Source organism: Streptomyces tibetensis, assembly GCF_007655005.1.
Classification (GTDB): Bacteria; Actinomycetota; Actinomycetes; order Streptomycetales; family Streptomycetaceae; genus Streptomyces; species Streptomyces tibetensis.
In genome coordinates this window covers 394,489-419,522 of sequence record NZ_SZVW01000006.1, presented here as the reverse complement: position 1 = coordinate 419,522, position 25,034 = coordinate 394,489, and the positions used below count along the sequence as shown (strand labels likewise).

The following is a 25,034-nucleotide window of genomic DNA, read 5'->3' as shown; positions in this document are numbered from 1 at the left end:
CCGCCGACGGCTCCGGGGGCCTCACGCACCGTACGGGCCCTTAACCCTGCGGCAGGCGCTCCAGCTGGGACTGGATGCGGGTGATGTCCTCCTCCGCCTTGGTCAGGCGGGTGCGGATCTTGTCCACGACGTGGTCGGGGGCCTTCGCCAGGAACGCCTCGTTGCCGAGCTTGGCGTTCGCCTGGGCCTTCTCCTTCTCGGCCGCCGCGAGGTCCTTGGCCAGGCGCTTGCGCTCCGCCGCGACGTCGATCGTGCCCGACAGGTCGAGCGCGACCTCGGCGCCGGCGACCGGGAGGGTCGCCGTCGCCGTGAAGGACTCGCCCTCCGGCTGGAGACGGAGCAGCTGGCGGATGGCGGCTTCGTGGGGCGCGAACCGCGTGCCGTCCAGGGTCAGCCGGGCCGGGACCCGCTGGCCGGGCTGGAGGCCCTGGTCGGCGCGGAAGCGTCGGACCTCGGTGATGACCGACTGGAGGGACTCGATCTCGCGCTCGGCGTCGGCGTCCCGGAAGCCGCTGTCCTTGGGCCATTCGGCGATGACGACCGACTCGCCGCCGGTGAGCGTGGTCCAGAGGGTCTCGGTGACGAACGGGACCACCGGGTGCAGCAGCTTCAGCGTGACGTCGAGGACCTCGCCGAGGACCCGCTTGGAGACCTCGGCCGCCTCGCCGCCCGCCTGGAACGTCGTCTTGGACAGCTCGACGTACCAGTCGAAGACCTCGTCCCACGCGAAGTGGAACAGCGCGTCGGACAGCTTCGCGAACTGGTAGTCCTCGTAGAACGCGTCGACCTCGGCGACGACCGAGTTGAGGCGGGAGAGGATCCAGCGGTCGGTCGACGACAGCTTCGACGCGTCCGGCAGCGGGCCCTCGATCGTCGCGCCGTTCATCATCGCGAAGCGGGTGGCGTTCCAGATCTTGTTGGCGAAGTTCCGCGAGCCCTGGACCCAGTCCTCGCCGATCGGGACGTCGACGCCGGGGTTGGCGCCCCGGGCGAGGGTGAAGCGCAGGGCATCGCTGCCGTACTTGTCCATCCAGTCCAGCGGGTTGACCGCGTTGCCGAAGGACTTCGACATCTTCTTGCCGAACTGGTCGCGGACCATGCCGTGCAGGGCGATGGTGTGGAACGGCGGAGTTCCGTCCATCGCGTACAGGCCGAACATCATCATCCGGGCGACCCAGAAGAAGAGGATGTCGTAGCCCGTGACCAGGACCGAGTTCGGGTAGAACTTCGCGAGCGACTCGGTCTGTTCGGGCCAGCCGAGCGTGGAGAACGGCCACAGGCCGGAGGAGAACCAGGTGTCGAGGACGTCGGTGTCCTGGCGCCAGCCGTCGGCCTCGGTGCCGGGCGGCTGCTCGTCGGGGCCGACGCAGACGACCTCGCCGTTCGGGCCGTACCAGACCGGGATGCGGTGGCCCCACCACAACTGCCGCGAGATGCACCAGTCGTGGAGGTTGTCGACCCAGTCGAAGTAGCGCTTCTCCATCTCCTGCGGATGGATCTTGACCTTGCCGTCGCGGACGGCGTCACCGGCCGCCTTCGCGAGCGGGCCGACCTTGACCCACCACTGCATGGACAGCCGCGGCTCGATGGTGGTCTTGCAGCGCGAGCAGTGGCCGACGGAGTGGACGTACGGCCGCTTCTCCGCGACGATCCGGCCCTCGGCGCGCAGCGCGGCGACGATCGCCGAGCGGGCCTCCAGCCGGTCCAGGCCCTGGAAGGGGCCGTGGGCGGTGATCACGGCGTGCTCGTCCATGATCGTCAGGGCGGGGAGGTCGTGGCGCTGGCCGATCTCGAAGTCGTTCGGGTCGTGCGCCGGGGTGACCTTGACCGCACCCGTGCCGAATTCGGGGTCGACGTGCTCGTCCGCGACGACCGGGATGGAGCGGTCGGTCAGCGGCAGCTTGACCTGCTTGCCGACCAGGTGCTTGTAGCGCTCGTCCTCGGGGTGGACGGCGACGGCCGTGTCACCGAGCATCGTCTCGGCGCGGGTGGTGGCGACGACGATGGTGTCGTCCCCGTCGCCGTACTTCATGGAGACGAGCTCGCCGTCGTCGTCCTGGTACTCGACCTCGATGTCCGAGATGGCCGTCAGACAGCGCGGGCACCAGTTGATGATGCGCTCGGCGCGGTAGATCAGCTCGTCGTCGTAGAGGCGCTTGAAGATGGTCTGGACGGCCTGGGACAGGCCCTCGTCCATGGTGAAGCGCTCACGCGACCAGGCGACGCCGTCGCCCAACCGCCGCATCTGGCCGCTGATCTGCCCGCCGGACTCGCCCTTCCACTGCCAGACGCGCTCGACGAACGTCTCACGGCCCAGGTCGTGGCGGGACTTGCCTTCCTTGGCGAGCTCCCGCTCGACGACGTTCTGCGTGGCGATGCCGGCGTGGTCCATGCCGGGCTGCCACAGCGTCTCGTAACCCTGCATCCGCTTGCGGCGGGTGAGGGCATCGATGAGCGTGTGCTCGAAGGCGTGCCCCAGGTGGAGCGAGCCAGTGACGTTCGGCGGCGGGATGACGATCGTGTACGGCGGCTTGTCGCTCTTGGCGTCCGCCTCGAAGTAACCCCGCTCTACCCAGCGCTCGTACAGCGGCCCCTCTACGTCGGCCGGCGCGTACTGGGTCGGCAGGTCGGTGCTGGGCGCTGGTGGCTGCTGCTGAGCGTTCTCGGTCACGGGGGTCAGTTTAGAGGTGTTACCGACCGGTCCCGAAACGCGTTTCGTTTGTAACGGTGGGGGCCCCGATGCCATGCACACGGCGGGTCTGCGCCAGGATGTCCGGAACACATAAGCATCTGGAGGGGAACCCAGAACATGAGCTACAACCAGCCGGGCCCGTACGGCGGGCAGCCCCAGCAGCCCGGTCCGTACGGCCAGCCGGGCCCGTACGGCCAGCCGCCGCAGGCGCCCCAGCCCGGCTACGGCTACCCCCAGCAGGCCCCTCCGCCCCAGCCCGGCTACGGCTACCCGCAGCAGCCCCCGCAGGGCGTCCCGCCGCAGCAGGCTCCTTACGGTCAGCAGCCCCCGTACGGCCAGCAGCCGCAGCCGCCCTACGGCCAAGCCCCCTACGGCGTGCCCCAGCCCCCCGCCCCCGGCGGCGGCAAGAAGAAGACCGGCCTGATCATCGGCGCGGTGGCGGTCGTGGCGGCCATCGGCGTGGGTGCGTACTTCGTGATCGGCGCAGGCGGCGGCGCGGGCGCCCTGGAGGACGACGGGCCGCACAAGCTGACGACGCCGGCGAAGGTGATGAGCGAGTACAGCCGCATCACCAAGGACGGGGAGACCGCCGGCGACGACTCCACCAAGGAACTCGAGCAGAGCGGCGTCAAGAACGGCAAGTCCGTGCTGGGCGCCTACTCCACTGCGGACATCAGCAAGTACGACCCCACCGACCCGTCGTCCGCTGCCCAGATGGCGACGGCCAAGCGCGCGTCGTTCTTCGGCGTCTACGGTGAGATCTCCGACCCCGAGGCAGTCCTGGACACGTTCTTCGCCAACTTCAAGAAGTCGTCCGAGAAGGAGTCCTCCGGCAGCGCGGGCAGCAAGACCGAGCTGATCGGCGAGCCCGAGGAGGCGGACCTGGACGGCGCGGTCATGAAGTGCCAGGCGACCAAGGGGCCGGACCCGGTGACCAAGCAGGAGCAGACCAACTGGTTCTGCGCCTGGGCCGACTACAGCACGATCGCCGTGGTCTCGTCTCGGGAAGGCACTCAGGAGACCAGCAAGGACACCGCGATCGACATCGCCACCAAGATCCGCCCGGAGATCCGCGTCAAGGCCTGACGACGCCCCCGGAGGCAAAGGGAAGGGCCCCGGTCGATGACCGGGGCCCTTCCCTCACGTCTGTGTCACGCCGTCTTCTGCTCGCCCGGCCCACGCCCCCGCGCATCCCGCGGGATCAGGGTCGGATTGACGTTCGACTGGACGACGTCCGCCGTGATGACGACCCGGGCCACGTCCTTGCGGGACGGGACCTCGTACATCACGCCCTGGAGGACTTCCTCCATGATGGCGCGCAGGCCTCGCGCGCCGGTCTGTCGGAGGATGGCCTGGTCGGCGATCGCCTCGAGGGCCTCGCGCTCGAAGTCCAGCTCCACGCCGTCGAGTTCGAAGAGGCGCTCATACTGCTTCACCAGCGCGTTGCGCGGCTCGACGAGGATCTGGAGCAGAGCCTCGCGGTCGAGGTTGTGGACCGAGGTGATGACCGGCAGACGGCCGATGAACTCGGGGATCATGCCGAACTTGACCAGGTCCTCCGGCATGACCTCCTGGAACTGGTCCTTGGACTCCATCTCGCGCTTGGAGCGGATCTGCGCGCCGAAGCCGATGCCCTTGGCGCCGGCCCGGGACTCGATGATCTTCTCCAGACCGGCGAAGGCACCGCCCACGATGAACAGCACGTTCGTCGTGTCGATCTGGATGAACTCCTGGTGGGGGTGCTTGCGGCCGCCCTGCGGCGGGACCGAGGCCGTGGTGCCCTCCAGGATCTTCAGCAGGGCCTGCTGGACACCCTCGCCCGAGACGTCGCGCGTGATGGAGGGGTTTTCACTCTTCCTCGCGACCTTGTCGATCTCGTCGATGTAGATGATCCCGGTCTCGGCCTTCTTGACGTCGTAGTCGGCCGCCTGGATCAGCTTGAGCAGGATGTTCTCGACGTCCTCGCCGACGTAACCGGCCTCCGTGAGGGCCGTGGCGTCGGCGATCGCGAAGGGGACGTTCAGCATGCGCGCGAGGGTCTGCGCGAGGAGGGTCTTGCCGGAGCCCGTGGGGCCGAGGAGCAGGATGTTGGACTTCGCCAACTCGATGGCGTCGTCACGGCCGTTCGCCCCGCCGTTCTCGCCGGCCTGGACTCGCTTGTAGTGGTTGTACACCGCTACGGAGAGGGCCTTCTTGGCGGCCTCCTGGCCGACCACGTAGCCCTCGAGGAACTCGTAGATCTCGCGGGGCTTCGGGAGTTCCTCCCAGCGGACCTCACTGGTCTCCGCGAGTTCTTCTTCGATGATCTCGTTGCAGAGGTCGATGCACTCGTCGCAGATGTACACACCGGGCCCTGCGATGAGCTTCTTGACCTGCTTCTGGCTCTTGCCGCAGAACGAGCACTTGAGCAGATCGCCGCCGTCACCGATGCGTGCCACGGTGTGCTTCCCCTTCGCCTGGGAGACTCCTGGACGTCGACGTCCAGCGGACTCCTGGTGCTGCCTTATGTCCGACGGTACCTTGCCGGGCCCCCCGTTCGGGCCCCCCTTGGCGCGGTTCGCTTTGACGTGAACCTAGCCAAACCGTGCCAAGGGGCGGCAGACGTTACAGCCTCTCGCCTCAACGCAGGCTCGAGTTGTCCATCTTCCGGGTGGTGATGATCTGGTCGATCAGGCCATAGCTCAGCGCGTCCTCGGCCGTGAGGATCTTGTCGCGCTCGATGTCCTCGCGGATCTTCTCGACCGGCGTGGTGGAGTGCTTGGCCAGCATCTCCTCCAGCTGCGAGCGCATCCGGAGGATCTCGTTCGCGGCGATCTCCAGGTCGGAGACCTGACCGCGGCCGGTCTCGCTGTACGGCTGGTGGATCAACACACGCGCGTTCGGCAGGGCCATGCGCTTGCCCGGCGTACCGGCGGCCAGCAGGACGGCGGCGGCGGAGGCGGCCTGCGTTCGGCAGGGCCATGCGCTTGCCCGGCGTACCGGCGGCCAGCAGGACGGCGGCGGCGGAGGCGGCCTGGCCCATGCAGACCGTCTGGATGTCCGGCTTCACGTACTGCATCGTGTCGTAGATCGCAGTGAGCGCCGTGAAGGAGCCGCCGGGGCTGTTGATGTAGACCGAGATGTCACGGTCGGGGTCCATCGACTCCAGGCACAGCAGCTGCGCCATGACGTCGTTGGCGGAGGCGTCGTCGATCTGGACGCCGAGGAAGATCACGCGCTCCTCGAAGAGCTTCGCGTACGGGTCGTACTCCCGGATGCCCTGGGAGGTGCGCTCGACGAAGCGGGGGATGACGTAGCGGGACTCGGCCTGCGGGCCGGTGTAGCGGCCCTGCGAGGCGCTCATGTCCTGCACGGCGTGCATACGGTCGTAGATCCCGCTGCCGGGGAACTGGTTCACGGTGTCTCCTGAAAAGGGCTGAGGCGGTCGGCTGGGGCTGTCTGGGGTCGCTGGGGCCCGGGAGGGCTCCGTGGGCCTCACGGGGCGCCACAGGCCCCGTGGGGACCGCTCAGGCCCCGGTGCCGCCGCCGCCCGGCATACCGGCGGCCGTGGGAATCACGTCGTCGATGAGGCCGTACTGCTTGGCCTCGAAGGCGTCGAACCAGCGGTCGCGGTCCGAGTCGCGGGTGATCTGCTCGACCGACTGCCCCGTGTGCTGGGACGTGAGCTCGGCCATGCGCTTCTTGGTGTGCAGCAGCCGCTCGGCGTGGATCTTGATGTCCGAGGCCGAGCCGGCGAGGCCGGCGGAGGGCTGGTGGATCAGGATCTCGGCGTTCGGCAGCGCGAAGCGCTTGCCGGGGGTGCCGGCACTGAGCAGGAACTGACCCATCGAGGCCGCGAGGCCCATGGCGATGGTCACCACGTCGTTCTTGATGAACTGCATCGTGTCGTAGATCGCCATGCCGGCCGTGATCGAGCCGCCCGGGCTGTTGATGTAGAGGTAAATGTCCTTGTCGGGATCCGCGGCAAGGAGCAGCAGCTGTGCGGTGATCTTGTTGGCGATGTCGTCGTCGACCGGCTGGCCGAGGAAGATGATCCGCTCGTTGAGCAGCCGGTTGTAGACCTGGTCACCGAGGCCACCACCGATGGAAGGCTCGCCGGCGGCGGAGGGCATCAGATTCGTCACGTATCCACCTGCTCGTCTTACGACGGCGCCGGGCCGTCTCACGTTTCCCTAGGGGCTAGGAGCCGTTCGGGGACTCCACTGCCCTCGTATTCATGGACCCTAACGCGCGGGTCCCTTCGGGGAATCCCGGAGATGGGAGTGTTCGCCGGGGGCGTAGCGCGACGGGCTCCGCCGGGAGGGCTGTGCGGTCTCGTCGAGGGTGGCGCGGGAATCACCGGGCTGCGGGCGAGTGGGGGCTTGTCGCGCAGTTCCCCGCGCCCCTGGAGGGCGCTGCCCTCGCGGGCGGCAAGAAGGCCCTGGGGCGTGCCCCAGGGCCTTCTTCACGGACTCACCGCTACCGGGGCTCAGCCCTCGGTCTTGTCCTCGGCGGACTCGGCCGGGGTCTCCTCGGCGGAGGCCTCCGCCGACTCGGTCTCGTCCTCTTCGTCGTCGAGGTCGATGATCTCGCCGTTGGTGTCCTTGACCGTGGCCTTCTCGACCACGACGGCCAGGGCCTTGCCGCGGGCGACCTCGCCGACCAGGAGCGGAACCTGGCCGCCCTCGACGACCGCCTGGGCGAACTGGTCGGGGGACATGCCGGAGGAGGCCGCACGCCGCATGAGGTGCTCGGTGAGCTCCTCCTGGTTGACGTTCAGCTTCTCCTGCTTGACGAGCTCGTCGAGCACGAACTGGGTCTTGATGCCCTTGACCGCGGCCTCACGGGTCTCGGTCTCGAACTCCTCCTCGCTCTTGCCCTGGATCTCCAGGTACTTCGCGAGGTCGAGGCCCATCTGGCCGAGCTGGTGGTGCTCGAGGTTGTGCTTTCGGGTGTTGACCTCGTCCTCGAGCAGCTTCTCGGGGACGGGGACCTCGACCAGCTCGAGCAGCTTCTCCAGGACACGCTCCTGGGCCTGCGTGGCCTGGTCGTACTGCTTCATGTTCTCGAGGCGCTTGCGGCTGTCCGCGCGCAGCTCCTCGATGGTGTCGAACTCGGAGGCGAGCTGCGCGAACTCGTCGTCCAGCTCGGGCAGTTCACGCTTGGCGACCTGGGTGACCTTGACGGTGACCTCGGCCTCCTTGCCGGCGGCCGAGCCGCCCTTCAGCTCGGAGGTGAAGGTGGTCTCGCCACCGGCCTCCAGGCCCTTCACGGCGTCGTCGATGCCGTCCAGCAGCTCGCCGGAGCCGATGGTGTAGGAGACGCCGTCGGCGACGCCGTCCTCCAGGACCTCGCCGTCGACCTTGGCCTGCAGGTCGATCGTCACGACGTCGCCGTCCTCGGCGGCACGCTCGACCGGGGCGGTGGAGGCGAAGCGCTCGCGCAGCTCCTCGACGGCCTTGTCGACGTCCTCGTCGGTGACCTCGACCGCGTCGACCTCGACCTCGATGCCGGAGAAGTCCGGGATCTCGATGGAGGGGCGGATGTCGACCTCGGCGGTGAAGTTCAGCGTCTCGCCGTCCTTCAGCTCCGTGATGTCGACCTCGGGCTGGCCCAGCACGCTGAGCTCGGCCTCGTTGACCGCGTCGGTGTAGAACTTCGGAAGCGCGTCGTTGACCGCCTCCTCCAGCACCGCACCGCGGCCGAACCGCTGGTCGATGACCCGGGCCGGGACCTTGCCCTTGCGGAAGCCCTTCACCGTGACCTGCTGGTTGATCTTCTTGTACGCCGCGTCGAGGCTGTCCTTGAGCTCCTCGAAGGGCACCTCGACAGTCAGCCGAACCCGGGTCGGGTTCAGGGTCTCCACGGCGCTCTTCACGGTTCGGTCTCCTTGTGGCTGACTTCTTGGTTTCTGCCGGGGCCAGAACGGCCCGGCGGATTTCGCCGCCCGGAGACTTCAGACGCTGAGACACACGGGCGTGCAGCTTGCATAGTAACGGCAGCGACTACACCGCCCAAAAGGCGATCACATGAGTGATCCGATGGGCGATCACGCGAAGTGATCGGGTGGCTGGTCGGGGTGGCGGGATTTGAACCCACGGCCTTCCGCTCCCAAAGCGGACGCGCTACCAAGCTGCGCCACACCCCGTCTGGTGCGACACGTAGGGTACATGCCGACGAGCGGTGCGGCCGCCGCATTTCCACCGCAGCTCCGCCTCGCCGGCCCGGGCCGGAACGCGGTGTGCGGCCGGGGGGTCCGACCCGCTACGATGCTTTCTGTGCCGCGGTCGCCCGACCTGCGGCGCGTGCTGTGCGGGCGTAGCTCAATGGTAGAGCCCTAGTCTTCCAAACTAGCTACGCGGGTTCGATTCCCGTCGCCCGCTCTGAACGCCGGAGGCCCAGGCGAGAGGTTGTCTTCCTCTCCCTGGGCCTTCCGCATGCCGGGGGTCTTTCGTCCGTCCGGGGGACCGTGGGCCTCGTCCGGGGCGCTGTGGATATCTCGTGGCGGTAGAGGCGCCACTATGGGGCTCAAGCAGGAGGCCCGCACCACCGAACGGGCTTGGCGGCGTGATCGGTGGGGCGGGCACCGAGTACCAGGAGGTACCGCTATGAGTGTGGTTCCCACCCGCTCTGTACTGTCAATCGCTCGCCCGAGGGACTGGGCGGCCCTGCTCGTCGTCATCGTGATCGTCTACGCCCCGGCGACACAGATCCAGGACATCCTGACCAGTCTGATCGCTCTGTCAGGAGTCCTCGTCTCGGGCTCGGCGGTGAGGGCCGTGTCGGCGCGGCATCCGCAGACGGCCGCCTGAGGTTTCCGTCGCCCGCCCCGTACGGCTCGGGCCCGGTTCTCCGGAACCGGGCCCGACGTGGTTTCCGGCGCGGAGGAGGCCCGCGCGTTTCCGTTCTCCGGCGCGATTCCGCTTCGCCGTCGCGATTCCGCTTCACCGGCGAAGCGATTCCGCTTCTCCGGCGCGTTCCCGGCTCAGAGGTCGCGTACGTCCACCGTGTAGACGGAGCGGATGCCGTAGGGGACGTACAGGGCGTCGCCGACGAGCAGGGGGGGTGCTCCGGAGGTGACGAGCATGCTGTCGACCCGGCCGCCGTCGTCGCGGCCGTCCCGGGTGTCCTCGACCTTGCCGCTGCTCGCGTTCAGCGCGGCCAGGCGGCCGCTGGGCGACGCGAAGTACACGCGGGTGGCCGAGGCGGCCGGCGGCCCCTGCCGCTCCAGGGTGGAGTTGGATTCCCACAGCGTGCGCCCGGTGAGCGGCGCGACGGCGCGGACTCCGCCGCTGCTGCGCGTGAAGTAGACGGTGCCGCGGGCCAGGAACGCCCTCGATCCCTCGGGCCGGGGTTTCGCCAGTCGGCGCACGGTGAGCTCGTGCGAGGCGACGTCGATCAGGACGAGGCCTCGCGCGGAGGAGTAGCCGTCCGCGAGCACCAGGCGTCCCCTGTGCCGGCCGAGCAGTTGCAGGGTGCCCGCGGCCTCGACGGTCCAGCGGGCCTTTCCGGTGGCCGGATCGATCTGGGCGACGGTGGTCTCGGCGGCCTTCTCGTCGTCCGTCCTGGTGGTGCAGAGCAGGTAGGCGCGGTCGGCCGCCGCGTCCAGGACGCAGTCGCCGCGGGTCTGCGGCTCCGGCTGCCGCCAGCGCACCTTGCCCGTCTTGGCGTCCAGCAGGGCGTACTGGTCGCCCTGCGACCCGTAGAAGGTGATGACGCCCTCGGGCACGGCCGTGGCAGCGCCCTGCGGTGCCTCGGGGACTCTCGCCATCTCGCCGCTGCCGGTCGGGGTGCGCCAGAGCTCCTTGCCGGTGCCGGCGGCCAGGGCGTAGACCGTGTAGCTGGACCCCACGCCGCTCGTGCCCTCCGCGTCCTCGGACCCGTAGGCATAGACGCGGCCGTCGCCGGTGCCGATGAGTGCGCCCTCGTCGCCGGAGGCGCCGTCGGGTGTGGGGTCGACGGGCCGGCTCCAGGTATTGCGGCCGTCGGCGAGACCGAAGCGGGTCGCCATGAGGTCGGAGCCGGCGCAGACGAGGGAGGCCTCGACGACGGAGCAGCCCTTGAAGGGGGTGTCCGTCCCGGCCAGACCGCCCTCGCTGCCCGCGGGGGCCTTCGCGGTGGCGACCCACGGTTCCCAGCCCGCGGGGAGGTCGGCCGCGCCCCGGGGTGGGTCGGCCACCTTGGCGGTGGACGAGGGCGGGCGGTCGTGGTCGCGGATCAGGGTGAGGGTGGTGGTGACGATCGCGGCGAGTGCGACGGCCGCGGCGGCCGAGATCAGCAGCAGTCCGTGTCGGCGGCGGCTGCGGGTGCGCCCGGGCCGGGGCGGCCGGGTCCCGGGCCCGGGCGACCGGGTCCCGGCCGGGTCGTCTGGCGGCTGAGGCTCTGCCGTCGGGGTTCTGTCCGGCCGGGGGCGGCCCGGACCGCCGCGCGGCGCCTCACCCCGCCCGGCGTGCGTCCCGTCACGCACTTCGTCGTCCAGCCCTCCGTCCGCAACGTCGCGCACCCCTCCGTACGGCACGTCGGCCGCTCCGCCGTCCACCCCTCCGTACGCCGCATCGGCCGCTCCGCCGTCCGCGCCGCCGTCCGCTTCGGCGGGCAGGGCGTGGGACGTCGTGCCCCGCTCGGTGCGGGCCGCGTCGGGCCAGGCCGTGCCGACCGGCTCGGTCGGCCGCGCGCCCGGCCACGGACGCACGGGACGGGGTGCGCCGGTGCCGGGCACGGTGAGCGTGCCGGGGGTGCCGCCTTCACGGAGCAGCGTGAACAGTTCGTCCGCGGCGGGGCGGGACTTGTGGTGCTTCTCCAGGCAGACGCGGATGAAGGGGAGCAGTTCGTCGGGGACGCCGGTCAGGTCCGGTTCGCCCTCCACGACGCGCAGGGCCGTCTCGTAGGGGCTCGGGCTGTCGAAGGGGCCGCGGCAGGTGGCGGCGTAGGTGAGGACCGAGCCGAGGGAGAACATGTCGGCGGCGGGGCCGACTTCCTGCGGGGAGGCGAACTGCTCCGGGGACATGAAGGGCGGGGTGCCCATGACGCGGCCGGTCTGGGTGAGGGCGTCCGAGGCGGCGAACTCGGCGGCGCGGGAGATGCCGAAGTCGATGACGCGGGGGCCGTCCTCGGCGAGCATCACGTTGGCCGGCTTCAGGTCGCGGTGGACGACGCCGGCGCGATGGATGTCACGCAGCGCTTCGGCGAGGCCGGCGGCGAGACCGCGCAGGCGGGGCAGCGGGAGCGGGCCGTGCTCGCGGACGTGGGTGCCGAGGTCCGCGCCCGGTATGTAGAGCGTGGCCATCCAGGGGTGCGCGGCGTCCGCGTCCGCGTCCACGACGGGGGCCGTGAAGGCTCCGCTGACCCGGCGGGCGGCGGCCACCTCGCGGCGGAAACGGGCGCGGAACTCGTCGTCGTCGGCGTACTGGCTGTGCACGACCTTGATCGCGAGGCGGCGGCCGGAGGCGGAGCGGGCCAGATAGACCACGCCCATGCCACCCGAACCGAGGCGGTCCTCGATCTGGTAGCCGCCCACTTGCGCCGGGTCGGAATCGCGCAGCGCCATCCCCGTACGTTCCCCCCGTCACGCACCGTCCTGTGGTCGGGGCGAGCGTAACCGCCCGTGCCCAAGGCGCGTAGCGCGGGGCTCGGGAGGGTGCGCCGCCCCGGTCAGAAGCTGATGGAGTTGATCGTCTCCGCTATCGAGTTGAGGAACCGCTGGATGTCGTCGGCCATGCCGGTCGAGGCGAGGAAGAAGCCGAAGAGGACCGCCACGATCGCGGGACCGGCCTTGATGGATCCGCCTCTCAGCAACACCACGAGGATGATCGCCAACAGCAGCACCACAGACAGTGAAATGGCCACAACTGATCACACCCTCGGTCGGTCCGCTCTCCCGGCCCGGGACGCGATCCGCGCACCCCGCCAGAACCATCGTGCCACCAACCCGGCCAGGCTATGCGGGTGCTGACACATCGATCGCACCCGTGTCGTCCCCTCCCGTGTGAGGCGCCCGTGTGTGGGGACCCGACTCCGAGCAGTCGCACGGCAATTCGACGGGCCACCCGCGCAGGGAATTCGGCAGAATCGTTTCCATCTCCACACAACGCGTCCGCAGCTAATTCGAATTGTTGCCACAGGGCCATCAACGCCCTTGTGAGACACGGCACGAAGAAGACGGAAGCGGACATTCCACTGGAGTCGCCTGCTGGTCTTATGCGTTGCTTAGTCCGGAAGTATCACGATAAGCAGGGTCGGGGCAGTGCAGACAAACCGCCCTCTGCGATGTGTTGGCCATCACGCCGACAGTGACGTCAACTGCCCGTAATCCGGGGTACTCGCAGCGAATAGCCAGGAATGACGTCCGGCGTTTTACGAATACCTGCGCGGAACGCTAGGGTGCCTCAGATGTTCCACGCTGCCTCGTCCCCCGCACGCGCAGCGAGGTCCCGGATCGTCTCCCCGAGCTCCTGGTGGGAGGGTCTGTGACGAACTCGCTGCGACCGAACGGCGACCGCAGGGCGCCACTTCCCCCGGCACATTCGCCGGCCGACGGAGTGCCGAGCCCTCGCTCGCCGCAGAGCACGCAGAAGAAGCAGAACGGCAAGCAACGCGACGCGTTCTTCGACAACGCCAAGTACCTTGCGATCGTGCTGGTGGCCATGGGCCACGCCTGGGAGCCCCTCAAGGGCGACAGCCGGATACTCGAGGCCGCCTACCAGGTCGTCTACGCGTTCCACATGCCGGCGTTCATCCTCATCTCCGGCTACTTCTCGCGCAGTTTCGACATGCGGCCCGACCGGCTGAAGCGCCTGATCACCGGCGTGGCCGTGCCGTACATCATCTTCGAGACGGCCTATCCGCTCTTCAAGCGGGTCATCGACAACGACCCGCATCAGGAGATCAGCCTCCTCGATCCCTGGTACCTGACCTGGTTCCTGGTCGCGCTGTTCATCTGGCGGCTGACGACCCCCATCTGGAACCTGGTGCGCTGGCCGCTGCCGCTCGCGCTCGGTCTCGCCATGCTGGCGACCGTCACCCCGGAGATCGGCGACGACCTCGACCTGCAGCGCGTCCTGCAGTTCCTGCCGTTCTTCGTGCTGGGTCTGATCATGAAGCCCGAGCACTTCCACATGGTGCGCCGCCGTTCGGTGCGGATCGCCTCGGTGCCGGTGTTCGCCGCCGCCCTGGCCTTCAGCTGGTGGGCGGTGCCGCGCATGAACACCGCGTGGTTCTACCACCGTGACGCCGCGCAGGAGCTGGGCGCCCCGTGGTGGACCGGCCCGGTCATGGTGCTCGCGATGTTCGGCTGCTCCCTGGTGCTGACCGCGTGCTTCTTCGCCTGGGTGCCGCGCCGCCACATGTGGTTCACCGCCCTCGGCGCCGGCACGCTCTACGGCTACCTGTTGCACGGCTTCCTGGTGAAGGCCGGCGACTACCAGGGCTGGTTCGAGGCGTCCTGGCTGCACCAGCCGGCCGGTGAGATCCTCGTGACCGTCCTCGCGGCCGCCGTCGTGACGGTGCTGTGCACCAAGCCGGTACAGCGCGTCTTCCGGTTCGCGATGGAGCCGAAGATGGACTGGGCCTTCAAGCGGGACGCGGCCGAGCAGGCCCGCGAACGCCAGAGCGCCGAACGGCGCGAGCGGGAGCGCGAGCGCGAGCGCGAGAAGGTCAACGCCTGACCCTGGAAGCAGCGTTCATCCGACAAGACCGAGAAGTGCGCGCATCCGCGCGTACTTCTCGGTCAGTCGTTCACGGGTCGCCGCGTCCAGCACTCCGAGTCGCACCGGGTCCGCGTTGTGCGCCAGGTCCGACTCCTTCACCAGCAGCGCGCCGGGCGTGGCGAGGATCCGCTCGGCGTACGCCTCCGGCGACTCGCCCGCCCTCTTGGTGACCGCGAGGACGATGTCCTTCGTACGGCTGCTCAACGCGGCCTCGCGCAGCCACTGCGCGGAGAGGGCGTCGTCCTCCACGGCGTCGTGCAGCCAGGCCGCCGCGATCTGCTCCTCGTCGCCGCCCCGCGCCCGTACGCCCTCCGCCACGGCCTGGAGGTGTTCCGCGTAGGGCCGTCCCGCCTTGTCGGTCTGGCCGGTGTGCGCGGCGCGGGCGGTGGCCTCGACCTGGGCCGGTGTCATACGGGTTGTCTCGCTCACCGCTCCAGTGTCTCAGCGGTTCGCGGCGGCCGTCGGGCCCTCGCGGCAGATCAGCAGCAGCGCCCGGTCGTCGTTGACGTCCTTGGCCACGGCCTCGATGAGATGCCAGGCGGCGCCGTGGAAGCCGCCGGCCACATAGCGGTCGGCCTCTCCGGTGAGGCGGTCGATGCCCTCGACGATGTCACGGTCGGCGGTCTCCACCAGGCCGTCCGTGAACAGCATCAGCACGTCACCGGGCCGCAGTGAGCCCTTCACCGGGTCGAACTGGGCACCGTCGTACACCCCGAGCAGCGGGCCCTCGGCCGTCTTCTCCTCCCAGCGGCCGCTGCCGGCGCTGAGCTGGAGGCCCGGTGGGTGGCCCGCGGAGTAGAGCTCGTAGTCGCCGGAGTCCAGGTCGAGGACCAGGTGGATGGAGGTGGCGAAGCCCTCGTCCCAGTCCTGGCGGAGCAGGTAGCCGTTCGCGGCGGGGAGGAAGGCGTGCGGCGGGAGGGAGCCGAGCAGGCCACCGAACGCGCCGGACAGCAGCAGGGCTCGGGAGCCCGCGTCCATGCCCTTGCCGGAGACGTCGGTGAGGACGACCTCGAGGGTACGGCCGCCGTTGGTGCGGGCCGCGACCACGAAGTCGCCCGAGAAGGACTGGCCGCCCGCCGGGCGCAGCGCCATCTCACGGTGCCAGCCGTCCGGCAGGTCGGGCAGCTTGCTCTGCACCCGGATGCGTTCGCGCAGGTCGAAGAGCATGGTGCCGCCGCGCCGCCAGGGAACACCGACCCGGCTGCGGAACTGGGCCAGCAGCAGCCCGAAGAAGCCGCAGGCCGCGACCACGAGCACGACGCCCGGGGTGACCCTCGACGGGCCCTCCGTGTACGGGCCGAGCCGCACCGACTCCACGATCAGTGCCGTGGCCGCCGCCGCGTACAGGCCGAGCAGGCTGGCCGGGCGCAGCAGCAGGCCGCCCACGACGACGGGCAGGACCAGTGCGGCCGGTGAGAACCACACCGAGTTCGCCAGCGTGGCCGACGCGATCAAGGGAACCATCAGGAGCAGACCGGCCAGGGCGATCCAGTCCGAGCCGTTGCCGCGGAAGTAGTCCACGGCGGCCCGGCGCACGCCGACGCGGACCCGGTGCCACTGCTTCTTCAACCGGGCCGTGAACGTCTCGGCTTCCGCGCGCCGCCCTCGTCCTGATGCCATTAGTTCGGGACCCTATCCATCGGACCAGCCCCTTGGCACGGGAGGTCCCACTTGTCCCCCGTCCGAGGGCCGACTTCACAGTGAACTTCACAGCGCGCCGCCCCGCCGCCTCCCGGGAGAAATTCCCTCGCTCGTCCCGCATTGCCCTGGTAGGCATGGCTCATGGGAACTGACGCGAACGGTCTTTCGCCCGGCTTGCGGGTCCTGCGGCAGGACGACTGGGACAAGTGGTACGACACCCTGATCCGGGGCTTCGGAGGGGTGCCGGAGTCAGCCGAGGAGCGGGAACTGTGGAACTCGCTGACCGAGTTCGACCGTTCACTCGGTGTCTGGGACGGGGACGAGTGCGTGGGGACGGCCGGGGCGTTCAGCTTCCGGCTGACCGTGCCCGGCGGCGCGTCCCTGCCGGTCGCGGGCGTCACGATGGTCAGCGTGGCCGCCACGCATCGACGGCGCGGCCTGCTGACGTCGATGATGCGGCGGCAGCTGGACGACGTACGTGCCTGGGGTGAGCCGCTGGCCGTCCTCACCGCGTCCGAGCCCGCGATCTACGGGCGTTTCGGCTACGGCAACGCGACCGTGTCGTTGACCGCCGAGATCGACACGACCCGGGTCGGGCTGTCGGTGCCGGACGGTACGGATGACGTACGGGTGCGGTACGCGGCGCCGGCCGATGTGCTCGACATGTGCGAGGCGTTGTACGCCCGGCTGGTCCCGGCACGGCCCGGGATGCTGGCCCGGCGGCCCGGCTGGGAGCGGCTCGGGGTGCTCGATCCGGCGAGCGAGCGGGAGGGGGCGTCTCCCCTGCAGTGCGTGCTCGCCGAGCGGGCCGGGGAGACGGTCGGGTACGCGCGGTACCGCGTCAAGCCCGAGTGGGAGCTCTCCGGGTCCAACGGCACCGTGATCGTGGAGGAGTTGGCGGGGCTGGACCCCACGGCGGACGCGGCGCTGTGGCGGTTCCTGTTCGGGATCGACCTGACGTCGAAGGTGACCGTACGGAGCCGTCCGGTGGACGACGCGTGGCAGTACCTGGTGTCCGACCCGCGGCGGTGCCATCCGCGGGTGCGGGACTCGCTGTACGTGCGGCCGGTGGAGGTGGGGGCCGCGCTGGAGGCGCGCACGTATCAGACGCCGGTGGATGTGGTGTTCGAGGTGGAGGACGTGTTCTGCCCGTGGAACGCCGGGCGTTGGCGGCTGACCGGGGACCCGAAGGGAGCGTCCTGCGAGCGGACGACGGATGCGGCGGATATCGCCCTGTCCGTACGGGAGTTGGGCGCGGCGTACCTCGGGGGTGTGTCGCTGGCCTCGTTGGCGGCGGCGGGGCGGGTACGGGAGATCCGGCGGGGGGCGCTGGCGGAGGCGTCGCTCGGGTTCGGGACGACCGTGCCGCCGTGGCTGCCGCACGGGTTCTGACGGACGCGCGCCCGGTTCAGGGGCGTTGGCAGGCCGGGCACCAGAAGAGGTTGCGGGCGGCGAGGCCGGCGGTGCGGATCTCGCCGCCGCAGATGTGACAGGGCAGGTCGGCCCTGCGGTAGACGTACACCTCGCCGCCGTGGTCGTCCACGCGCGGGGGTCGGCCCATCGCCTCCGGGGTGTGTTCCGGGCGGACGGTGTCGATGCGGTTGTTGCGGACGCCCTCGTGCATGAGGGCGACGAGGTCGGTCCATATCGCGTGCCACTCGGTGGGGGTGATGTCCTTGCCGGCGCGGTACGGGTCGATGCGGTGCCGGAAGAGGACCTCCGCGCGGTAGACGTTTCCGACACCGGCGATGACCTTCTGGTCCATGAGGAGGGCGGCGATCGTCGTACGGCTGCGGGTGATGCGGCGGTAGGCGGTGTCGGGGTCGGCGTCGCCGCGGAGGGGGTCGGGGCCGAGGCGGTCGTGTATCGCCTGTTTCTCCGGGGGCGTGATGAGGGCGCAGGTGGTGGGGCCGCGGAGGTCGACGTAGGTGGTGTCGTCGGCCACGCGGAGGCGGACGGTGTCGGTGGGGGGCGGTTCCGGGGCCGGGCCGAAGGTGACCTTGCCGAAGAGGCCGAGGTGGATGTGGATCCAGTCGGTGTCGCGGAAGCCGAGGAAGAGGTGCTTGCCGTGGGCTTCCGTGTGGGTGAGTTCGGTGCCGGTGAGGAGGGTGGCGGCGGGGGTGAACTTGCCCTGGGGGCTGGTGGTGCGGGGTTTTGTGCCGAGGAAGGCGGCGGCGTAGTCCTGGGCGAGGCGGTGGATGGTGTGGCCTTCCGGCACGGGTTCTCCTGTGATCGTTGCCTTTGCCCACCGGGTCGACAGGGGCGTCACAAGGCTGAGGGCTGGGGCTCCGCCCCGGACCGGGGTTTGCCCACCCGCCCGCCCGGCACGGTCACTCACCAGGCCGATGCGACGGAGCTCCGCCCGGGGGGCGTCACAAGGCTGAGGGCTGGGGCTCCGCCCCGGACCGGGGTTTGCCCACCCGCCCGCCCGGCACGGTCACTCACCAGGCCGATGCGACGGAGCTCCCCCCGGGCCCCAGGGTTTGCCCGCCCACCCGCCCGACACGGTCACTCACCAGGCCGATGCCACGGGGCTCCGCCCCGGACCCCAGGGTTTGCCCGCCCACCCGCCCGACACGGTCTCTGGAGAGGCTTCGGTCTAAAAGCCTCGGGGCTTCGCCCCGGACCCCGGCGGGGGCTATGTCGCCTGCGCCCCTCCGGGGCTTCGCCCTCGGCCCCTCGGGGCTTCGCCGCGCCCTCTCTGCTTCGCCCGCCCCCATCGGCCTGACCCGGCCGGCCCGCTGAGGCTCCACGGTCGGAGCCCCTCGGGGCCGGGGGCGGGGGGTTACTGCTGCGGGTGGTGCGGGGGGATGGGGGGCAGGTCGCCGGTCGCTTCGTAGGCCGACAGCATGTCGATGCGGCGGATGTGGCGTTCGTCACCGGAGAACGGGGTGCCGAGGAAGGTCTCCACGAACTTCGTCGCCTCATCCTGCGAGTGCATGCGCGCGCCCACCGCGACGACGTTCGCGTTGTTGTGCTGGCGGCCCAGGGAGGCCGTCTCCTCGCTCCAGGCCAGGGCCGCGCGGACGCCCTTGACCTTGTTCGCGGCGATCTGCTCGCCGTTGCCCGAGCCGCCGATGACGACACCGAGGGCGTCGGGGTCCGCGGCCGTGCGCTCCGCTGCGCGGAGGCAGAAGGGCGGGTAGTCGTCCTGGGCGTCGTAGATGTGCGGGCCGCAGTCGACGGGGTCGTGACCCGCCGCCTTCAGCCACTCGACGAGGTGGTTCTTGAGTTCGTAGCCCGCATGGTCCGAGCCGAGGTACACGCGCATGGGACGAGTGTGACACGGGTGTTTCGGGGAAGGCGCGCGGGGTGGCGCTCACAGAAACCTGAGGCGAATGTGAGCCCCATTACGGAACCTCAGGAAAACCTCAAGTAACAATCTGGATTCAAAGGTTCTCCTATTCGTTCGCCTCCGATTCACTGGACCGGCCCGTACACCGCTCGTACGAGCCCCCCGTGCACCGCCATGCCGCGAAACACCCCGTTCGTGCGGCTCGTGCGTTCGTACGGAAGTACAGCTCCCCGGCGCAAAGGAAATCCGTTCCATGACCTCGCAGCCGACTCTGAACAAGGCCGGAAACGACCCCGGAGGGCCCGGAGAACCCGGAGCCGCGGGCTCCGGGCTGCAGGCCGGGCTCAAGAACCGGCATCTTTCGATGATCGCCATCGGCGGTGTCATCGGCGCCGGCCTCTTCGTGGGGTCCAGCTCCGGTATCGCCACCGCCGGGCCCGGCATCCTGCTGTCGTACGCACTCGTCGGCACGCTCGTGGTGCTGGTGATGCGGATGCTCGGTGAGATGTCGGCCGCCAACCCCACCTCGGGTTCCTTCTCCGCGCACGCCGACCGGGCCCTCGGGTCCTGGGCCGGTTTCTCCATCGGCTGGCTGTACTGGTTCTTCTGGGTCGTCGTGCTGGCGGTCGAGGCGACCGCCGGTGCGGTGATCCTGGAGGGCTGGATGCCGGCCGTGCCCCAGTGGGGCTGGGCCCTGATCGTGATGCTGGTGCTGACCGCCACCAACCTGGTCTCCGTCGGCTCCTACGGCGAGTTCGAGTTCTGGTTCGCGGGCATCAAGGTCGTCGCCATCGCCGCTTTCATCGTCGTCGGCGGGCTGGCCGTGTTCGGGCTGCTGCCCGGTGTGGACAGTGAGCAGGCCGGGGTGAGCAACCTGACCGCGCACGGCGGCTTCCTGCCCAACGGGCCCGGCGCCATCCTCACCGGTGTGCTGCTCGTCGTCTTCTCCTTCATGGGCAGCGAGATCGCCACCCTGGCCGCCGGTGAGTCCGAGAACCCGCGGCAGGCCGTCACCAAGGCCACCAACAGCATCATCTGGCGTGTCGCCGTCTTCTACCTCGGCTCGATCGCCGTCGTCGTGTGCCTGCTGCCGTGGGACAGCAAGTCCATCACCAAGGACGGCTCCTACGTCGCCGCGCTGGACTCGCTCGGCATCGCGCACGCCGGTCAGATCATGAACTTCATCGTGCTGACCTCGGTGCTGTCCTGTCTGAACTCCGGCCTCTACACCGCCTCCCGCATGGCCTTCTCCCTCGGCCAGCGCGGTGACGCGCCGAAGGCCTTCGGCCGCACGACCTCCAACGGCGTGCCGCGCACGGCGATCCTCGCGTCGGTCGCCTTCGGCTTCGTGGCCGTCTTCTTCAACTACAAGTTCCCGGACTCCGTCTTCCTCTTCCTCGTGAACTCCAGTGGCGCGGTCGCCCTGTTCGTGTGGCTGGTGATCTGCTTCTCCCAGCTGCGCATGCGGAAGATCATCAAGGCCGAGGCGCCCGAGAAGCTCGTCGTGAAGATGTGGCTGTACCCGTACCTGACCTGGGCGACTGCCGCGCTGATCGTGTTCATCCTCGGTTACATGCTCACCGACACCGAGCACGACGGGCGTCAGACCATCCTGCTGTCGCTGCTCGTCGCAGCCGTGGTGCTCGTCATCGCCTTCGTGAAGAAGGGGCTGCGCGGGGGCCGTCCGGCCGCCGAGGTTCCGCAGGACAAGGGTGAGGAGCGCAGCGAGGTGTCGGCCGGCTGATCCTCCGGCCGCTCGCCGTTCGTCGTGAACGGGGCCTGTGGCGCGTGTGCATCGGCACGCGCCACAGGCCCCTTTCGTTTGCCCGCCGTGGTGCCTAGAGCACCGTGAAACTGTCCCTGACCTTCTCGTAGGTGGCGAGCGCCTCCTGCTCGATCTCCTCCTGGTACCACGTGTTGACCTGGTACGACTTGCCGGTCACGTTGAAGCCGAGCAGGCGGGCGTGCCAGTGGACGCCCTTGAGCGTGAACGTGTACTCCCAGACCACCGCCGGGTGGCCGCGGAACGTCGTCTCCTCCAGGCGGATCTTGCGGTAGTCCTGGCCCTGGTGTGCGTTGCGCTCCGAGGTCTGCCAGGTCTCCAGCAGGTCGCCGCGGGCCAGGGAGGACTTGCCGACCAGTTCCTGGGAGCCGTCCGGGGAGGTGTAGTGCACCTCAGCGCCCGTCTTCACGTCCCGCCGCCAGCCGTCGGGTGTCGCCCAGGCGAACCCACCGGCCTCCCGGTGCGTGCCGGGCGGGAGGGCCTGCGGCCTGGTCGTGCCCTCGACGGTGGGTGAGGGGGTGGTGGCCCCGGTGGTTTCCCCGGTGGTGGCACCCGTGGCGCCGCCGGTGTCGCCGGTGGTTGCCGGTGCGGAGGCCGAGGAACCCGCGCGGGGAGTCTCGTCGCCGTCGCCGGGCGAGCCGGATGACGTCGCCAGCAGGATCGCCGCGACGGTGCCGGCGGTGGCGAGGGTGGCCGCCGCGGCGGTGAGCGCCGTACGGCGTCGGCGACCGGGGTGCGCGTGGGGACGGGGAGTGGCCGGGACGGCCGGCCCGGAGAGTTCCCCCGGCGGCATCGGCAGGGGGGCGGGGTGGGGACGGCACTCGGTCTCCGCCTGTGCGCGGGTGAGGGAGACGGGGGCCGGGGAGCTCGCGGACGTCTTCGTGGGTGCGGTGTGTGGGTGCTGGTGCGGTTCCAGGACGGGGGCGGGGCTGCGGGGGTCCCGGGGCGCGAGGAGGTAGGCGGGGGTGGGCGGTTCGGGCGCCGGTGCGGGGAGGCGTGTCCGCGACTGCGGCTCCGGGGCTGCTTCTCGTCCGCCGAGGGTGGCCGGCAGGTCAGGGTCTGGCTCCGGACGGGGCACGGACTCCGGACCGGGCACGGACACCGGACCGGGCACGGACACCGGACCGGGCACAGACTCCGGACCGGGCACAGACTCCGGACCGGGCACAGACACCGGACCGGGCACAGACACCGGACCGGGCACGGACTCCGGGCGGGGCGCCGGTTCCTCCCCCGCCACACGCTCCGGCTCCCGGCATGGTGCGGGCTTCTCTCCCGCCGCAGAGGCCGGCCCCCGCCCCGACGCGGACAACTCCCCTGCCGCAGAGCTCGGCTCCGGCTCCCGCCCCCGTTCCCGCTCCGGCGCCGCGTCCCCCACCGCCACCGTAGGTGTCGGAGCCGGGAACGCCACCGGCTCCAGTGCCGTCTGCAGAGCCTCCAGGTCCGGGCGGACCGATGGCTCCTTGGCCAGCAGGGACGTCAGGATGTCCCGCAACGGGCCCGACGCGGCGGGGAGTTCCGGCTCCTCGTACAGGACCGCGTGCAGGGTCGCCAGTGTGGTGTCGCGGGAGAACGGGGAGCGGCCGCCCAGGGCCGCGCAGAGCGTCGCTCCGAGGGACCAGATGTCGGACGGTGGGCCCTGGGGGCGGCCGGAGATGCGCTCGGGTGCCATGTAGTCGGGCGAGCCGACCAGCATGCCGACCATGGTGAGCGCCTTCGCGTCCTGGATCGCCGCGATGCCGAAGTCCGTGAGGACGACGCGCCGTCCGGGGCCGGAACCGTTGCCGTTGCCGCGTCCGGATCCGGCCACGTCGTCCGCGTGCTCCACGAGGACGTTTCCGGGCTTGATGTCGCGGTGCAGTACCCCGCGTTCATGCACCTGCCGCAGCGCCGCGACCAGGCCGAGTCCGATGCGGGCCGTCTCGCCGGGGCTCAGCGGGCCCGTCTCCGCGAGGATCCGTTCGAGGGAGCGCCCCGCCACCAACTCCATGACGATCCACAGGCGTTCGCCCTCGTCGACCACGTCGTAGACCCGTACGACGTTGGGGTGGTCGATCCGGGCCGTCGCCCTGGCCTCGCGCAGGGTGCGTTCACGACGGGTCCCGCTGTCCTCCGCGTCGAGTCCGTCGATCCGCATTTCCTTGACGGCGACCGGCCGGTCGAGTATTTCGTCGGCGGCTCGCCACACCCGCCCCATTCCCCCCTGGCCGATACTCTCGACCAACCGATAGCGTCCCGTCACCAATACCCCTGGAACACCGCCGCTGTTCGCATTCCCCGGCAATTCGCTGCACCCCCTCCACGACGCCGTGACCGGCTCCAGTGAAACACAACGGTCACACTTCGTGCCGTACCAGGATAGTGCGGGGAAATCTTGTGGTACCTCTTTCAGTGCTGCGAATTCAGGCGCAGCCCAGGGGGACGCAAGGGGGGACGAACATGAGTTCTCGTCGCACGACAATGGTCACGGGATCGCTGGTCATGGCATCTTTCTCGGCGGTGATGATCCTTTCCGGAACGGCCGGCGCGGAGGACGATGGACCCGCGAGCAGCAAGGGGGGAAAGGTGGTTGACGCCGCCCCGGCAGGGGTGAAGCTGACCACGGCACTGCCCGGGAAGATCTCGGTCGACAACAGTTCCGAAAAGACGGCGATTACCGCCACGGTGAAGAACGAGGGGAGCAAGGACAGCGGGAAGATCAGGCTGTTGGTCGTCGGTTTCGACGGGCTTGTCGTCAAGGGTGTCGAGGGGTGTTCGGCGATTCCCGAGAAGGGACTTCCGGAGGGTTCGAACAGCGGATTCGCATGCCCGATCGGCAATCTCGCGGCCGGTAAGTCGAAGTCGTACGCCGTCGACGCGACGTTCGACCTCGGCAAGACCGGGAAGATCTGCCTGCCCGTGCAGACGAGCGACGGGAAGAAGACGTTCTGGCAACAGGGCCCGGTGCCGTTCGGCACGAGCAACCCGTCGCCGGACGCCCCGGCCACGCCCCTGCTGCTCGGCACGGACAACGAACCGGCGGGCCCGGGCGGCAAGGAACTGCCGAAGACCGGCCCGACCCGTACTCTGCTGCCGCTGGGCGCGGCGGGGGCGTCCCTCGTCGCCGCGGGCGTGGCCGGACTGTGGTGGTCGCAACGGCGACGGCCGGGGGTCCAGGGGGCCTGAATCGGCCGCCGTTTGCGGAAAGCGCGTACGCCGAGAGGCCCGCCGGGGGCATCGTCCCCCGGCGGGCCTCTCGGCAACGCCTACGGTGGCAGCGCTCGGCAACGCCTACGGTGTCAGCGCTTGTTCGCGAACTTCCAGGCCGTCGGAAGGGCGCCCATGGCCAGTGCCGCCTTCAGGGCGTCGCCGATGAGGAACGGCGTGAGGCCGGCCGCGATCGCGGCGGTGGCGGACATGCCGGTGGCGAGGGCCAGGTAGGGCACGCCGACGGCGTAGATGATCGCCTCGCCCACCAGCATCGTGCCGGCGGTGCGCAGCACCGAGCGGTCGGCGCCGCGGCGGGCCAGGGCTCCGACGACGGTGGAGGCGAGGATCATGCCGAGGATGTAGCCGAAGGAGGGGGCGACACCGGAGAAGGCGCCGGCGAACCACGGCACACCGGCGATGCCGGCCAGGGCGTACAGCGCGAGCGCGAGGAAGCCGCGGCCGGCGCCGAGGGACGTGCCGACGAGCAGCGCGGCGAAGGTCTGGCCGGTCACCGGCACCGGGGAGCCCGGCACGGGCACGGAGATCTGGGCGGCGAGGCCGGTGAGCGCGGCGCCGCCGAGCACGAGGGCCGCGTCCCGGACTCGGGAGGCAGGGAGCAGGTCGGCGAGGACCTGTCCGGTGCTGGACGGTGTGGCGGCAGCGGTGCTCATGGGGACTCCGCGAGGGTGAGGGCGGGCGGGACACCGTGACGCTATCCCAGCGCCCTCGTCCCGATCACCGTCAGCGCTC

At 70.1% G+C, this 25,034-nt stretch carries 18 protein-coding genes, 2 tRNA genes and 1 pseudogene; 7 read left to right on the top strand and 14 right to left on the bottom strand.

What is annotated here, in order from left to right:
* Positions 1 to 40: 40 nt before the first annotated feature.
* Positions 41 to 2,671: a valine--tRNA ligase gene (locus tag FDO69_RS13395; RefSeq protein WP_104780003.1), complete on the bottom strand. Its 2,631-nt coding sequence runs from the start codon at positions 2,669 to 2,671 to the stop codon at positions 41 to 43.
* A 138-nt stretch (positions 2,672 to 2,809) separates the two neighbouring features.
* On the opposite strand from FDO69_RS13395, the gene FDO69_RS13390 reads away from it, so the two are divergent.
* Complete coding sequence (locus tag FDO69_RS13390; protein WP_104780002.1) at positions 2,810 to 3,778, top strand: hypothetical protein; 969 nt, start codon at positions 2,810 to 2,812, stop codon at positions 3,776 to 3,778.
* A 65-nt stretch (positions 3,779 to 3,843) separates the two neighbouring features.
* Here the strand turns inward: FDO69_RS13390 and clpX are convergent, their stop codons facing one another.
* The 5 genes and pseudogenes from clpX to FDO69_RS13365 all read right to left on the bottom strand — a co-directional run bounded on the left by clpX (position 3,844) and on the right by FDO69_RS13365 (position 8,819).
* Positions 3,844 to 5,130, bottom strand: a complete 1,287-nt coding sequence (gene clpX / locus FDO69_RS13385; protein ID WP_086853897.1) for an ATP-dependent Clp protease ATP-binding subunit ClpX — start codon at positions 5,128 to 5,130, stop codon at positions 3,844 to 3,846.
* Positions 5,131 to 5,311: 181 nt separating this feature from the next.
* Positions 5,312 to 6,089: pseudogene (locus FDO69_RS13380) on the bottom strand (ATP-dependent Clp protease proteolytic subunit).
* A 109-nt stretch (positions 6,090 to 6,198) separates the two neighbouring features.
* Complete coding sequence (locus FDO69_RS13375) at positions 6,199 to 6,804, bottom strand: ATP-dependent Clp protease proteolytic subunit (protein ID WP_167526581.1); 606 nt, start codon at positions 6,802 to 6,804, stop codon at positions 6,199 to 6,201.
* Between the two features lie 356 nt (positions 6,805 to 7,160).
* A complete protein-coding gene (tig, locus tag FDO69_RS13370) occupies positions 7,161 to 8,549 on the bottom strand; it encodes a trigger factor (protein ID WP_104780000.1) in 1,389 nt (462 codons plus the stop codon).
* 193 nt (positions 8,550 to 8,742) lie between these two features.
* Positions 8,743 to 8,819: transfer RNA gene (locus tag FDO69_RS13365), tRNA-Pro, on the bottom strand.
* A 164-nt stretch (positions 8,820 to 8,983) separates the two neighbouring features.
* Between FDO69_RS13365 and FDO69_RS13360 the strand changes: the two genes are divergently transcribed.
* Positions 8,984 to 9,054, top strand: a tRNA-Gly gene (locus FDO69_RS13360).
* A gap of 225 nt (positions 9,055 to 9,279) precedes the next feature.
* The gene (locus FDO69_RS13355; RefSeq protein ID WP_104779999.1) at positions 9,280 to 9,483 is read left to right on the top strand and encodes a hypothetical protein; all 204 of its coding nucleotides are present in this window, start codon (positions 9,280 to 9,282) and stop codon (positions 9,481 to 9,483) included.
* Positions 9,484 to 9,656: 173 nt separating this feature from the next.
* On the opposite strand, the gene FDO69_RS13350 is transcribed toward FDO69_RS13355, so the two are convergent.
* Positions 9,657 to 12,218: a protein kinase domain-containing protein gene (locus FDO69_RS13350; protein WP_104779998.1), complete on the bottom strand. Its 2,562-nt coding sequence runs from the start codon at positions 12,216 to 12,218 to the stop codon at positions 9,657 to 9,659.
* Positions 12,219 to 12,322: 104 nt separating this feature from the next.
* Positions 12,323 to 12,517, bottom strand: a complete 195-nt coding sequence (locus FDO69_RS13345; protein ID WP_003990237.1) for a hypothetical protein — start codon at positions 12,515 to 12,517, stop codon at positions 12,323 to 12,325.
* 692 nt (positions 12,518 to 13,209) lie between these two features.
* Between FDO69_RS13345 and FDO69_RS13340 the strand changes: the two genes are divergently transcribed.
* On the top strand, positions 13,210 to 14,334 hold the full coding sequence (locus FDO69_RS13340; RefSeq protein ID WP_234387921.1) for an acyltransferase family protein: 1,125 nt from the start codon (positions 13,210 to 13,212) through the stop codon (positions 14,332 to 14,334).
* Between the two features lie 15 nt (positions 14,335 to 14,349).
* On the opposite strand, the gene FDO69_RS13335 is transcribed toward FDO69_RS13340, so the two are convergent.
* Both FDO69_RS13335 and FDO69_RS13330 read right to left on the bottom strand, forming a co-directional pair.
* On the bottom strand, positions 14,350 to 14,787 hold the full coding sequence (locus tag FDO69_RS13335) for an HD domain-containing protein (RefSeq protein ID WP_104779996.1): 438 nt from the start codon (positions 14,785 to 14,787) through the stop codon (positions 14,350 to 14,352).
* Positions 14,788 to 14,817: 30 nt separating this feature from the next.
* Positions 14,818 to 15,996, bottom strand: coding sequence for a PP2C family protein-serine/threonine phosphatase (locus FDO69_RS13330; RefSeq protein ID WP_104779995.1), 1,179 nt, complete (start codon positions 15,994 to 15,996; stop codon positions 14,818 to 14,820).
* 162 nt (positions 15,997 to 16,158) lie between these two features.
* Here FDO69_RS13330 and FDO69_RS13325 point away from each other — a divergent pair, with 162 nt between their 5' ends.
* Positions 16,159 to 17,409, top strand: coding sequence for a GNAT family N-acetyltransferase (locus FDO69_RS13325; RefSeq protein ID WP_104779994.1), 1,251 nt, complete (start codon positions 16,159 to 16,161; stop codon positions 17,407 to 17,409).
* Between the two features lie 16 nt (positions 17,410 to 17,425).
* Here the strand turns inward: FDO69_RS13325 and FDO69_RS13320 are convergent, their stop codons facing one another.
* A complete protein-coding gene (locus FDO69_RS13320) occupies positions 17,426 to 18,235 on the bottom strand; it encodes an Fpg/Nei family DNA glycosylase (protein WP_104779993.1) in 810 nt (269 codons plus the stop codon).
* Between the two features lie 567 nt (positions 18,236 to 18,802).
* A complete protein-coding gene (locus FDO69_RS13315; RefSeq protein ID WP_104779992.1) occupies positions 18,803 to 19,288 on the bottom strand; it encodes a ribose-5-phosphate isomerase in 486 nt (161 codons plus the stop codon).
* A 277-nt stretch (positions 19,289 to 19,565) separates the two neighbouring features.
* On the opposite strand from FDO69_RS13315, the gene FDO69_RS13310 reads away from it, so the two are divergent.
* The gene (locus tag FDO69_RS13310) at positions 19,566 to 21,056 is read left to right on the top strand and encodes an amino acid permease (RefSeq protein ID WP_104779991.1); all 1,491 of its coding nucleotides are present in this window, start codon (positions 19,566 to 19,568) and stop codon (positions 21,054 to 21,056) included.
* 94 nt (positions 21,057 to 21,150) lie between these two features.
* Here the strand turns inward: FDO69_RS13310 and FDO69_RS13305 are convergent, their stop codons facing one another.
* Complete coding sequence (locus FDO69_RS13305; protein ID WP_104779990.1) at positions 21,151 to 23,340, bottom strand: serine/threonine-protein kinase; 2,190 nt, start codon at positions 23,338 to 23,340, stop codon at positions 21,151 to 21,153.
* Positions 23,341 to 23,534: 194 nt separating this feature from the next.
* On the opposite strand from FDO69_RS13305, the gene FDO69_RS13300 reads away from it, so the two are divergent.
* On the top strand, positions 23,535 to 24,260 hold the full coding sequence (locus FDO69_RS13300; protein WP_104779989.1) for an LPXTG cell wall anchor domain-containing protein: 726 nt from the start codon (positions 23,535 to 23,537) through the stop codon (positions 24,258 to 24,260).
* Positions 24,261 to 24,373: 113 nt separating this feature from the next.
* On the opposite strand, the gene FDO69_RS13295 is transcribed toward FDO69_RS13300, so the two are convergent.
* On the bottom strand, positions 24,374 to 24,955 hold the full coding sequence (locus FDO69_RS13295) for a biotin transporter BioY (protein ID WP_104779988.1): 582 nt from the start codon (positions 24,953 to 24,955) through the stop codon (positions 24,374 to 24,376).
* Between the last annotated feature and the right edge of the window lie 79 nt (positions 24,956 to 25,034).